The organism is Gardnerella sp. DNF01141 (assembly GCF_049244255.1).
Taxonomy (GTDB): Bacteria; Actinomycetota; Actinomycetes; order Actinomycetales; family Bifidobacteriaceae; genus Bifidobacterium; species Bifidobacterium vaginale_E.
This window is the reverse complement of sequence record NZ_CP058391.1, coordinates 997,444-1,010,292: the sequence shown is the minus strand read 5'-3', so window position 1 is coordinate 1,010,292 and position 12,849 is coordinate 997,444. Positions and strand designations below refer to the sequence as shown.

The 12,849-nt window shown below is 42.1% G+C and carries 9 protein-coding genes and 1 tRNA gene; 2 read left to right on the top strand and 8 right to left on the bottom strand.

All coding sequences use genetic code 11. From position 1 onward, the window contains the following. Window position 1: 1 nt before the first annotated feature. The 4 genes from dnaB to ftsY all read right to left on the bottom strand — a co-directional run bounded on the left by dnaB (window position 2) and on the right by ftsY (window position 6,139). Window positions 2-1,441 carry a replicative DNA helicase gene (dnaB, locus tag HXT35_RS03755; RefSeq protein WP_032843371.1) on the bottom strand — a complete coding sequence of 480 codons (1,440 nt, stop codon included), beginning with the start codon at window positions 1,439-1,441 and terminating at the stop codon, window positions 2-4. A 77-nt stretch (window positions 1,442-1,518) separates the two neighbouring features. Beyond that, window positions 1,519-2,880, bottom strand: coding sequence for an MATE family efflux transporter (locus tag HXT35_RS03750; protein ID WP_004126427.1), 1,362 nt, complete (start codon window positions 2,878-2,880; stop codon window positions 1,519-1,521). A gap of 277 nt (window positions 2,881-3,157) precedes the next feature. Continuing rightward, window positions 3,158-4,939: an ammonium transporter gene (locus HXT35_RS03745; protein WP_421787874.1), complete on the bottom strand. Its 1,782-nt coding sequence runs from the start codon at window positions 4,937-4,939 to the stop codon at window positions 3,158-3,160. Window positions 4,940-5,032: 93 nt separating this feature from the next. After that, window positions 5,033-6,139 carry a signal recognition particle-docking protein FtsY gene (ftsY, locus tag HXT35_RS03740; RefSeq protein WP_004126431.1) on the bottom strand — a complete coding sequence of 369 codons (1,107 nt, stop codon included), beginning with the start codon at window positions 6,137-6,139 and terminating at the stop codon, window positions 5,033-5,035. Window positions 6,140-6,347: 208 nt separating this feature from the next. Here ftsY and HXT35_RS03735 point away from each other — a divergent pair, with 208 nt between their 5' ends. Next, the gene (locus HXT35_RS03735; protein ID WP_004126433.1) at window positions 6,348-6,605 is read left to right on the top strand and encodes a glutaredoxin domain-containing protein; all 258 of its coding nucleotides are present in this window, start codon (window positions 6,348-6,350) and stop codon (window positions 6,603-6,605) included. A gap of 72 nt (window positions 6,606-6,677) precedes the next feature. Continuing rightward, window positions 6,678-6,750: transfer RNA gene (locus tag HXT35_RS03730), tRNA-Lys, on the top strand. A 70-nt stretch (window positions 6,751-6,820) separates the two neighbouring features. Here HXT35_RS03730 and HXT35_RS03725 read toward each other — a convergent pair. From HXT35_RS03725 to HXT35_RS03710, 4 genes are all read right to left on the bottom strand, one after another. Next, entirely contained in the window at window positions 6,821-8,236 is a 1,416-nt protein-coding gene (locus HXT35_RS03725) for a DUF4032 domain-containing protein (protein ID WP_004126435.1), read from the bottom strand. A 301-nt stretch (window positions 8,237-8,537) separates the two neighbouring features. Continuing rightward, complete coding sequence (locus tag HXT35_RS03720) at window positions 8,538-9,665, bottom strand: ABC transporter ATP-binding protein (protein ID WP_004126438.1); 1,128 nt, start codon at window positions 9,663-9,665, stop codon at window positions 8,538-8,540. A gap of 377 nt (window positions 9,666-10,042) precedes the next feature. Next, window positions 10,043-11,029, bottom strand: coding sequence for a DsbA family protein (locus tag HXT35_RS03715; RefSeq protein ID WP_004126440.1), 987 nt, complete (start codon window positions 11,027-11,029; stop codon window positions 10,043-10,045). Window positions 11,030-11,126: 97 nt separating this feature from the next. Then, window positions 11,127-12,794, bottom strand: coding sequence for a serine/threonine-protein kinase (locus HXT35_RS03710; RefSeq protein ID WP_004126447.1), 1,668 nt, complete (start codon window positions 12,792-12,794; stop codon window positions 11,127-11,129). Between the last annotated feature and the right edge of the window lie 55 nt (window positions 12,795-12,849).

Below are 12,849 nucleotides of genomic sequence, written 5' to 3'. Positions count from 1 at the left end.
ATCACACTCCCGCCTGCTGGTAATCTTGCGGCATATCCATGAACTTGGAAGTTGCACCCAAGAAGGCAAGATTAAACGTATCAGTAGGACCATTACGATGCTTTGCCATAATAATATCAGCTTCGCCTGGGCGATCTTCCTTATTGTAAAAATCAGGTCTATGTACAAGGAACACAACGTCAGCATCCTGCTCAATAGAACCAGATTCGCGCAAATCTGAAAGCTGCGGTTTCTTGTCGTTTCGCATTTCCGGTCCACGATTAAGCTGGCTCAAAGCCACAACTGGCACTTCAAGTTCTTTTGCTAAAAGCTTTAGCGCACGCGAAAATTCCGAAACTTCCTGCTGACGACTTTCTACGCGCTTGCCGGAACTCATAAGCTGAAGGTAATCAATAACTACAAGTTTCAAATCATTCGTCTGCTTGAGCCTGCGACATTTTGCACGAATTTCCATCAGACTCATATTTGGGCTGTCGTCAATAAAAAGCGGAGCATCCTGCATTTTTGTCCAGAAATTATTGAGAGTATTCCAACGATCTGGAGTAATATCTTCTGCTCTTCGCATGGCAGCAAGTGGAATATTAGTTTCTGCAGCAATAATGCGCTGAGCTAATTCTACTTTGCTCATTTCTAGAGAGAACACAATAGATGTCATATTGTGGTGTAGTGCTGCCGAGCGAGCAAAATCAATGCCAAGTGTTGACTTACCCATGGCTGGACGACCTGCAACAACAATCATTTGACCAGGCTGCAAACCCTGCGTAACTTCGTCAATATCTCTAAATCCAGTTGGCACACCCTGCTCAAGTTCGTGATTTTGCATTTTATCGAGCTGATCAAGAGTATTTTGCAAAACTGGACCAATGGCAACATAATCTTGACGCACTTTGCCTGCACTCATCTCATACACTTCTGATTGCGCAAGATTTACAATATCTTCTGCCTGAGCTCCGGATGCAGAATAGCCCATTTGTGCGATTTTTGTTCCAGCAGTAATAACGTTACGAAGAATAGCATTTTGGTGCACAATATCTGCGTAGTACATTGCGTTTGCAGCTGTTGGAACGGAAGCTACTAGGCTATGTAAATAATCAGCTCCGCCAACTTTATCGAGATTTCCATCCTTCATTAATTCATTAGCTATAAGCACAACATCAACAGGCTGAGAGCCTGCAAAAAGCGTAAGAATAGCATCGTAAATAGTTTGATGCTGAGGCTGATAAAAATCTGCTGTTTCTAGCACTTGCGATACTTCACCGATAGCATCTTTGCTCATAAGCATTCCGCCAAGCACTGCCATTTCGGCGTCAACATCGTGCGGAGGAACACGATCAAACAGTGTGGTACCGCTTGTTCTTTCAGCGTTACGAGTAGCTCCAGAACCATATATCGGCGCGCCAGCATTGCCATTAGTGGACTGCCACATATCATTATCTGCCATAAAAACGAGTATAAACGCGCGCACGTATTTAAGAACAAAAACTTCAAAATATTTGCACAAGTAATATTACAAAATATTTATAGTTTTAGTGCAGCATTCATCCACAAATCGTTTCTAATGCGCAAACTATTTCCCAGCGCGCGACCGCCAATATACACTGAATTTAGCACAATCCACAATGTGATTGTTCTTATTACATCGTTCGCGTTAAAAGCAACGTCAAAACAGCTTGTACAAATAAGTACGCCTAAATACACAACTGCCGTAGCTGAGCATGATTTTGCTAAGTAAGAATGATCGCCAGCTCCGATTAATACTCCATCTAGCGCCCACATCCATCCAGCAAGAGGCAAGAACAAGCCAAGAATTGTCATGCCTACAGAAATTAAAAGCTGGATATCTGCGTGCGGACTAAACAGTGGCGAACAGCTCCACCCCACTAAAATCATGAATAAACCGACTCCTAAGCTGCTTACAGCACCAACTTGAGCACAAATGCGTGTAATAATTCCAGCACGTTTACGTAGGCCCGCTCCCAGCACTGAGGCAACAATAGTTTGTGCCGCAATACCAATAGCATCGAGAATATTCATAACAAAATTCCAGCAAGAATTAGCAACTTGATACGCAGCAAGCGTATTTGTACCAAGACGAGTTGCAGCAACAACCGTAGCAACCATGCACACGCGCAATGCAAGTGTTCGCACAAATAGCGGCATGCCAGTTCCTGCAGAATGTAAAATATGTTGAAAATGAGGTTTAAGACGAGCACCACTTTGCATAGCCCAAATAACAGCTGGAATACTGAGCACAAGTCCCATATACCATTGGGCAATCATTGTTGCAATTCCAGAGCCGGCAATTCCCATGTTTAATCCAAAAACTGCAATCACATCGAGAATAGTATTAAGCACAGCGCCACTAGCAGCAGCAAATAAGGTTATACGGACTTTTCTAAGCCCTCGAAATATTCCGTTTGCAGCATACACAAGAAGCATTGCTGGAAGGCCTGGCATAACCATTTGAGTGTACACAATAGCATCCTGCAACGTAGAGCCACGCGCGCCTATTGCGTAACATAGCGGCTCAGCGGCGAAAATAAGCAATGCTGTAAGAATTACACCAAGAAATAATGCAAGCCACAAGCCGTCCATTCCAACGCTAAAACCTTCTCGACGTCTACCCGCACCTAGAAGACGAGCAACTTGAGAAGTTGTGTTGTATGCCAAAAATAAGCAAAGACCTGCAACGGTAAGAAGTACTGTTGAGCCAATAGAAAGTCCAGCCAACGCGTTTTTGCCAATATGACCAATAATAGCAGTGTCAATAAGTACGAACGCAGGTTCAGATATAAGCTGTCCAAAAGTTGGTACAGCAAGTATCCAAATATTGCGAAGTACCTCTTTTTTATTCTGATTATCCAACTCTTGATTCGTCATAATGCTTCATTTCACTGCTATCTAGCAAATCGCAGCAAATGCAATATTGTGCAAATACTACATAAAAATATTCGCGATTGAGCTAACACAAATATGAGTAAAATACAAGTAAAAATATGATTCTGCAAAGTTATTCGCAATATATCCACATTGTTATCCCCAACATGTGGATAATTTTGCAAGATGTCCACTTAGACACGCCTTAAATGTGGATAACTTATCTTTTTATCCACATTTAATAATTCGTGCGTGTCTTACGGAATCTATTTTTCCAGCTTTACTTACCGTTATCTTCGCGAGATTTACTAGATTTTTTATTGTTTTTATTAGATTCTTGCTCTTCTTCTAATGTTTTTTCGTCTAAATTAACTTCAGACTGACTCTTTTCAGATTCGTCATTAGTTTCAGAATCTGATTTCTTACCAGCTTCCAAAACTGTTTGCTTATCTGCACTAGTTGATTCATACTCCATAGAATTGTCATCAACTGCAATATCAACCGAAGTAAGAACAGCCATCTGAGTTTTACTTGACGCATCGTCAGACACTGCAACAACAACACCTTCATGGCTTTGAGCAATGGAAGAGAAATCATAAGCACGTTCGCCTTGATCGGCTAAATCGACGCCCTTACGTTCCTTAGCTTCAGAAATACGCCAGACAAAAAGCTTTTCAAGAGCAAAAGCAACAATAGCTGTTACAGCACCCGAGTAAAGCACTACAATTCCGATTAAACAAAGTTGCGCAACAATCTGATGCCAATCTCCAACAGAAAGCAAACCAGAACCATCTGCAAAAAGTCCAACGGAGATTACACCAATAAGAGCTGCAACACCATTTACACTTACAACATGCAAAGCTCCGTCATAACGTGCGAAAGTGCGAGAATGAGTCACAAGTGAAGTAATAACTCCAGAAAGCACACCCAAAACCAAGGCCCACAGCGGCGCAATAACGTCTGCTGCAGCTGCGCTAGCAGACAAACCTGCCATAACGCCGGACGCAGCACCTAATGCAGAGAAACATCCAGAACGCAAACGTTCGGTCACACCCCAAGCCAACATTGATGCAGATGCGGTTATTGTGGAACTTACCCAAGCATAACCAGCAACACCTGGAACACCGGCGGAAGAGCCAATCATTAAGCCAAGCCATCCGAACCAAATCAAGAAAATTCCAAGCATAACAAATGGAACATTATGCGGATGACGAACAGAACCATTTTCAACAGATGACTGAGAAGAAGTTTCAGCAACTTCAGCCACAGTAGCTACTGAAGAAACAACAGATTCGGTAGAAGAATTATCCTGAGCCTTTGCAACATCAGCCCACAATGCACGAGATAAACGACTCTTTGCATTACGAGAATTAGTTTTAGCAGATGCCGAGCCAGCTCCTGTTCCAGCATGAGCAACATTTTTAATATGCAACACCAAACGCTTCAATGGGAAATGAGCGTGGCCGCCAATAATCATAACAATTGCAAAAGCTGAAACTGCAGCAGCAATATGTAGTAAAGATCCGCCTGCAAAATCATGCACTTGAATGCCCAAAGCTTGCGAGATAGCTCCATTGGCAGACAGCAATCCGCCGCCACAAACCATATGAGCAAGCGGAGCAAATACTAAAGTAACCCAAACAGCCACAAAAATAAGCCAAATAGCGTAACGCACACGCCCAGCCAATGCTCCTGTAATTAAAGCAACTGCAACAACTGCGCAAGCTAAGCGGAATGCGGCAGGAATGCCTCCAGCTAGTCCGGAATTAGCATCCATAGATGTAAATACACCATGGTCTGCAACCATAGAATCGCGGAATAGTAAACCGCTAAATGGGTCGCCAACAACTCCGCCAGCCATATCTTTACCAGCAAAAGCCAGTGACCATCCCCACAAAGTCCATACAAGCGTTGTAACAGCGATCGCGCCAGCGGATAACATCATCATATTTACCATAGAAGTAGCGCGTTCGCGGCCGCCATAAAATAGGGCAATACCCGGCGTGATAATAAACACCAATGCGCCGGCCAACAACGCCCACTGCGGATCCATTGTGGTCATTTTTCACCTCAATTATTTCAAACAGTGCAAGGAATAACCATTGCAGCTGATACATCACTTTCTACCTATTGTAGTCGGAAATTCAAATATATCTTATGCCAACAAACCTTCAACAAAACTTTGCGGATCAAATTGGACTAAATCATCCGGCCCTTCTCCTAATCCGACAAGTTTTACAGGAACACCAAGTTCTTTTTGAACTGCAACAACAATTCCACCTTTAGCAGAACCATCAAGCTTTGTAAGCACAACTCCAGTAATGCCAATCGCTTCAGCAAATATTTTTGCTTGAGCCATTCCATTTTGCCCAGTAGTAGCATCCAGCACAAGAAGTACTTCATCTACAGGCATAGTTTTTTCTACTACCCTACGAATTTTTCCAAGCTCATCCATTAAATTTGCTTTATTTTGCAAACGTCCAGCAGTATCAATAATAAGAACATCAGTTTTATTTTCTTTAGCTTTTTGTGCGGCTGTAAAAGCTACGGACGCAGGATCAGCACCATCTTTATCTGCGCGAACAACTGGCACATTTACTTCAGATGCCCAGGTTTCAAGCTGATCCGCTGCTGCTGCTCTGAATGTATCTGCAGCAGCCATCATTACAGATTGCTTTTGAGCAACAAATAGTCTTGCTAGCTTGCCTGCAGTTGTTGTTTTTCCAGTTCCGTTTACGCCAACCATCATAATAACGCCTGGATGATGCGCATCAGGCTTATTTTCATTCAAACGACGATCAGTATTTTCACCAACCAGTTCCAAAAGTTTTGCACGCAAAGCAGCACGCACATCTTCTGCACTAGAAGTTCCAGAAATACGAGCATCCTGGCGTAAAGAATCAACTAATTCCTCACTAGCTTTTGCGCCAACATCAGCCATTAATAAAGTATCTTCTACATCTTCCCAGTCTTCCTTAGACAGATGGTCTTTGCTTATGATATTGAAAAGTGTGAGACCGAACGGATTTGCGCTATTAGATAAACGTTTTCGAAGGCGCTGTAAACGAGAAGTTGTTGATTCTGGAATCTTAGATTCGTTCTTGCCTACTTCAACTGAATCATCGACACTTGCTGGAATTTCAGGGCCTCGACTATGGCTGCAAATTCGCAAGATTACTGCAACAGCCACTAGCAACACAGCAATAACTATGGTCGCCGCCACAAACCAAATCACCATATTCATATCTAAAACCATGTTCATGAAATTAAGCCTATGAAAATCAAGGGACACTAGCAATAGATTTCACTATTTTTTCTCATCTTTGTCACACTTTAAAATCTAACTACCGCAACACAATAGATTCCATTACACTGTTAAAATCAATATATTGCGCAAAAATAAGCAATCTAAATGTTCTAATAGTTAATTAGTGCTGATTAGCAATAATTAGTAGTTTTAAGGAGATTTTATGGCAGATAAATCTATAGAAGTATACGGTGCTAATTGGTGCGGCGATTGCATAAGAGCAAAAGCTGCGCTTAACAAGTATGGCGTAGATTTTATTTGGCACGATATAGAAACTGAAGAGGGAGCTGCAGAAAAAGCCGTAGAGATTAGTGGCCAAAAGCATATTCCGGTAGTTACTTTTGCTGACAATACTTTTATGGTTGAACCATCCGCTACACAAATTAAGTCAAAGCTGGAAACATTAGGAATACTGCAATAATTTGTTTATAACACGCACAACAGTATATTGATTTCACTTCGTCTCTTGAATGTAGTATACTTGGCGTTTGTTGCCCCTTTAGCTCAATTGGCAGAGCAGAGTCCTTTTAAGTCTTGGGTTGTGGGTTCGAGTCCCACAGGGGGCACTTTTTTATACCCAAATTTAGACTTATGCTTTAATGCGCTACTCAATAAAACAGTAATTATATTAAAAAATCAACTTGCCCAAACACTTGCGTCTTGATTATATTCGTCAATATCAGCGCCATGATTATTTGACTGCAAGTAAGTAGATTCATCATCTACTACGCCAGAATCAGCATCCGCGTTGATTGCAGCAAGCACACGTTTGTCCATTTTGTACTGAGGAAGCACATTTTTAATATAGCTTGTCACAGCATCTTGCATAGCAACGTCGTGACCAACTTTTTCTGCCATAAACCAACGATGATCCAAAACCTCATGGAAGAACTGCGCTGGTTCAATTTGCGAACGGAACTCAGAAGGAATCATACGAACTGTCGGCTCGAAAATTTCACGCATCCAATCAGTCGCGACGATTTCCAGCTCTTCACCTTGACGCCATGTAGAAGTGCGGTATGCATCCAAATCATTTAACAACCTTCGAGCCTGATTTTCTTGCACGTCCAAGCCTGTCAAACGCAGCAACTTGCGCGAGGCATAACCAGCATCCACAACTCGAGGACGAACAAGCACTCTGCGACCATCCTCGGAAGTTTTCATTTCTAACTCGTCAACGTCAAATCCCAATTCATTAAGACGATTAACGCGGCGCTCAATTCGCCACATTTCATCAGGACTGAACTTATCGACGTCTGTAAGCGTGCTCCAAAGTGAATGATAGCGATCTACTAAACGATTACCTATGCTAATTTCATCTACTTCCGTAGGCAAAAGCTGACCGGAGCTCAAATCCATAAGCTCGCCAATAATATTGGTTCTAGCTAAATCAATATCGTATTCTCTCTGGCCTTCTGTTAAACTTCCGTGCAAATCACCAGTTTCTGCGTCAACCAGGAATGCGGAAAACGCATCAGCATCTCGCAAAAATAGTACGTTAGAAAGTGAAACATCGCCCCAATAGAAGCCAGAAAGATGCAGACGCACCATCAGTACAGCTAAAGCATCAATAAGTCGTTCAGCAGTGTCTGGTCGCAATGTGCGGGCAAATAAAGCACGATACGGCAAAGAGAATTTCAAATGCTTCGTCACAAGTATTGCTTCAAGCTTTTCGCCATTAGCGTCTCTGCGTCCTGCAACAACTGCTATAGGCGTTACAGTTGGCAACTCAAGCTTGCGCAATCTACGCAAAAGTTCGTATTCTCGTTCTGCAACTTGACGAGTGATTTCCTTCATGGCATAAACTTCATCGCCAACATGAACAAAACGCACAATATGTCGAGAAATACCACGAGGAAGGTTTACAAACAAATCAGCCGGCCATTGAGAAAGTGGCAGCTCCCACGGCAACGTAAACATTTTAGGATTTGAACTAGCTGCAGTAATCTTAAGCGCAGTAGGCTCCTGAGACAACGCACTCTCGTCCTGTGCAGATACAGAAGTTGCCTGCACAGCACGCGGGTCCAATTGAGGAGCGTCATTCCATTCCATAGTTTCCATTTACCAATCAAGCTCGTGCCAACAATACAATCTGCAATAAATATTCATCGCAAATCAACCACTGGCTAATTATTGATAACAACTATACATAATAAAGCATGTTTAGTAATGTACAAACTTTCGCTTGTTTTTATTTTATTTTAAATTATATTTTTGCTTTTATTTTTCTGGCAGTTTTACCGATTTTTACCGATTTTGCTGGCAAAAACGGGGTTCGCTTTCATTGCGAACCCCGCCATACCCTTATACCGAAAGTTTGCTCATCTTACTTTTATAAAGCAAACCTACGCTTTTAGTTCAAACGCAACTCAGTAGAAGGTGCAAACAGATGCATCTTAGATGGATCAATCTTAATCTTGACTGTATCACCAATCTTCGGCAAAGCACGTGGATTCACGCGAATAGTCGTAAGCTTGTTCTGATCAGACATCATAGTAGATGCCTCTTCAGGAGAACCATCAGTTATGATATTGCCGTAGATATAGCCATCAGAACCGAGATCTTCTACGTTCATAACCTTCAAGGAGAACGCATTTGGATCATCGAAAGTTGCCAAGCTTGCGTCTTCTGGACGGAAGCCAACAATAATCTGTCCGCAATCTTCTACAGTGAGCTTATCAACAGCTTCGCTTGGAAGAACAATAGAATCCTCACCAATCTGAGCACGTCCATTAACCACTGGATGCTGGTTAATGTTCATAGATGGAGAACCAATGAAGCCTGCAACGAACACATTTGCTGGGCGGTCGTAAAGCTCAGTTGGAGCACCAACCTGCTGCAGAACACCAAGCTTGATAACAGCAATACGATCACCCATTGTCAAAGCCTCAGTCTGATCGTGGGTCACGTACAGAGTAGTAACACCAAGCTGACGCTGCAAAGCAGCAATCTGCGTACGAGTCTGCACGCGGAGCTTAGCATCGAGGTTCGAAAGAGGCTCATCCATAAGGAAGACTTTTGGTTCACGCACAATTGCGCGGCCCATAGCAACGCGCTGACGCTGACCACCAGACAAAGCCTTTGGCTTACGATCCAAATACTCTGTCAAATCCAAAACTTCAGCTGCTTTTTCAACACGCTTGCGGATTTCTTCCTTAGGAACACCAGCAATCTTCAAAGCAAAGCCCATGTTGTCTGCAACTGTCATATGTGGATACAACGCGTAGTTCTGGAAGACCATTGCAATATCGCGATCCTTTGGCTGCATTGTAGTAACATCTTGACCGCCAATGAGGATACGTCCTTTGTTAACCTCTTCAAGGCCTGCCAACATACGCAAAGTAGTAGACTTACCGCAACCAGATGGACCAACCAGTACGAGGAACTCGCCATCTCTAATAGTCATGTTCAAATCGTCAACCGAAGGCTTATCGTTGCCCGGGTAGATACGAGTCACATGATCAAATACAACTTCTGCCATGATATGTCCTTTCATCGGCAGGTACGTGCCGAACGATCCGTAGTGAAGGGTGTGCACTCATGACCCCAATTCCTACATCGGCGGGTATCAATCGTCCACAGTTTACTTACCTGGTCCATTGAAGGTTTCTCTTCGTTGAGCCAAGCCTTAATATACCATGTTTATCTTAGAAAAACAGTAAAAAATCAGTATTTTCCAAAGCTTCGGCGTGTCGACTGCGTAGAAAGTTATTACTAAACATCTAATCAATAGTTAGTTTTCACAATAAAAAATACGAAATTATGTAATCGTTTGTTTATATTAAAAAGAAATGTTAAAAAAGAAAACGGACGTCAAGCATAAGCCTAGCGCCCGTTTTAGTTAAATATTTTATGTAACTACAAGTCAATAGGAGAGTCAGTGCTTGAGACTTTAGGCATCTGACCTGCAACTCCAACTTGCTTCTTATCCAAGCCAATACAATGCAGCAAAGCCTCAAGAGTGTGCATATTCTTGCTACTAGCAGCATTAATATCTAGCAACTTTCCATTGATAGTTACGGTTGGTGTTGTCATCGAACCTTTGTTAGAGCCAGAAACGTTTAACAGCTCCATAAAATCAGGGGTATATTTGTTAATCAAATTCTGCCACTCTAAGTATTGGAGATCAAAAGCCTTACTAGCAACAGAATCATCTACCCCAGCTTTTTTAGCTTGTTCAATCAACTTTTCATTGCTTACAGGCTTATAGTCATCGCCCTCTTCTGGCTGGAAGTCTTTTGCAAAGATGTTATTAATAAATTGCAACAAATGCTCTGGATTGCTGTCATTATTAGCAATGTAGGCAATAGCGCCAGATACACGAGTTGAATATTTATCAGTAGAAATCTTATCCAAGAACGACATTGGGTGTATTTCCAAATTAATTTGGCCTGCACGAACCATTGCAGCCAACACTCTATCTGCTTCGCGATTAAAGTTTCCACATCCAGGGCATAAAGGATCAAAATAAGTTGCAACCGTTGGAGCTTTAGCAACAGGCTTGTTGTAACCAAGCTTGCTTATAAGAATTCCGCCCTTAGAATTGACAACTTCCGGCTTATATTTAGCACCAAGTTTCTTTAGTTGATTTTTAGCTTTATTAGAACGCTCAATTTGCGTTCTTTCAGTATTGGATTGCGGCGACTGGTAAAAAGCTTGGTAAGTTGTAACGCCAACTGCAGCTAGCATAGCCATAACAATCAGCACTACAACAATTCCAATAATTGTTTGCTGACGACGCTCACGAGCTTCACGCAATGCACGCTCACGCTTCTCAATGTTTTTTTCCAGACGAGTAGAAGATGAATTCCCCTGCTGATTGTCCTGTATTTGAATTTTAGGCATTTCTATCCTTCAAACCCTTTATTTTGCAAACTAAGCCTTAGTCCTAGCGCATGTTTGTCAATAAAACAACAACTTCACTATAGTCTAATAGATGCCATCAACGGAAACGTAAAAATGAGCCAAGACCTATGCGAAACATGTCAGTACCCTTAAAAATGGCAAGAATAATCCACGCAATAACGAAACCTGTGGCATATCCGGCAGAAGTATACGAAAGAATAGTTGGCAAATAAGTTGGAAAAATCATACGAATTGAAAAAATATTAAAAGCCATAAATTCTGCAGAGCTGCCAAACAGTAACGGATACACACAAGCCCCAATAACAGCACAAATCAAAATAATCACAATTCTTGGCAATGTATACACAAGCCCACGAATAATATGCCACGGAAGAGCTGCAACTCTCATAAAAGTATCCCCGCGAGGAGAAACGCCATTATTAAGCTCTTTTCTACGCAATCGCGCGGAAATATTGTATCCAGCTGTTGAGCTAGCCCACATAATAAATATATTTAATACAACTGCAGATAAGAAATTCAAACAGCAGATAACGACACAAATAGACACAAATAGCAGTAAAATCCAAGATCCGCGAGTTAAATAATCATACTTGCTGATTTCTAAATCTTCATAAGGCTTATCTGCAGTACAATCAGCTTCTTCCTCAGAAGATTCATCAGACTCCACATAATCCTCTTCGTCACAGTCTTCATAAGTTTTATTATTATTTATTTCGTTAGAAGATTGTTCCATAACTGTAGTCGAGCCACTTTGAATAGTTGACGCAACAGTTTCTTCTTCACCAGCTGTTTCGCTAATTGTTTCGCTAATTGTTTCACAAGTTGTTTCACGCCACATTTCGCGCATAGTTCCGCGTGCAGCGTCTCGATCAAAAGGGTGGTTATCTGGCCACGCTAAAGGATTTATTGAATCTTCACTAATTGCTCGCTCAAGAACAGCAGGGGAGCAGCGTTTTTCGCGATTAGGATCAAGGGCTTTCCTAAAAGCCTCCATAGTTTTTGCAGGAAGACCGCTTAAATCCGCATTGCCAGAAGCTGCACGCTCCAAAACAGCCATCAAAGGCTTTGTGCCAAAAACAGGTTTACCAGTTGCAGCAAATGCCAACACTGCCACAAGCGACCACCAGTCAGTAGACTCATCGGAATCTTTGCCCTCAATAATTTCTGGAGCAATAAATCCCGGAGTTCCCATAACTAACCCAGTACGCGTAACATGACTTTCACCTTCACCCATAGCAATACCAAAATCTACAAGCACAGGTCCATGAGCGGAAATCATAACATTCGTCGGCTTAATATCGCGATGTATAATCCCAGCTTCATGCACCGCTCTAACAGCTTCAATAAGCTTATGCGTTAATCTTTCCAAATCGTCAGCAACATATGGGCCATTTTCTGCAACGTCTTCTCGAAGATTTTTGCCCTCAATCAACTCCGTAACTATAAATGCTACTGAAGCGTCAAGTTCCATATCTACTATTGAACACACTCCAGGATGATGAATCCTCTGCAACGCTAAAGCTTCACGCTTTAAACGTAAACGTTCTCGCTCCTGCTCAGCATATTCTTTTTCGCTTTGATTAGCACTTATGCAAGCTCGCAATATTTTCATTGCATATTGGTTTCCGCCATCGTCTTTAACGCGCCAAACCGAGCCCATTGCGCCGCCACCAAGCCTAGAAATAAGCGTGTATCCGCCTACATTATTCCCTGGTTGCAAATCGAACATGCTCATATCTTCCATACTGCATTATGTTAATGCCTTATATTGCCAAATGCGCAAATATGAACAATAAAAA

Coding starts and splice junctions, on each gene's coding strand:
- HXT35_RS03725 (WP_004126435.1), bottom strand. CDS start 8,236: ATGGAATGGAATGACGCTCCTCAATTGGACCCGCGTGCTGTGCAGGCA.
- ftsY (WP_004126431.1), bottom strand. CDS start 6,139: ATGAACATGGTTTTAGATATGAATATGGTGATTTGGTTTGTGGCGGCG.
- dnaB (WP_032843371.1), bottom strand. CDS start 1,441: ATGGCAGATAATGATATGTGGCAGTCCACTAATGGCAATGCTGGCGCG.
- HXT35_RS03715 (WP_004126440.1), bottom strand. CDS start 11,029: ATGCCTAAAATTCAAATACAGGACAATCAGCAGGGGAATTCATCTTCT.
- HXT35_RS03750 (WP_004126427.1), bottom strand. CDS start 2,880: ATGACGAATCAAGAGTTGGATAATCAGAATAAAAAAGAGGTACTTCGC.
- HXT35_RS03710 (WP_004126447.1), bottom strand. CDS start 12,794: ATGGAAGATATGAGCATGTTCGATTTGCAACCAGGGAATAATGTAGGC.
- HXT35_RS03720 (WP_004126438.1), bottom strand. CDS start 9,665: ATGGCAGAAGTTGTATTTGATCATGTGACTCGTATCTACCCGGGCAAC.
- HXT35_RS03745 (WP_421787874.1), bottom strand. CDS start 4,939: ATGACCACAATGGATCCGCAGTGGGCGTTGTTGGCCGGCGCATTGGTG.
- HXT35_RS03735 (WP_004126433.1), top strand. CDS start 6,348: ATGGCAGATAAATCTATAGAAGTATACGGTGCTAATTGGTGCGGCGAT.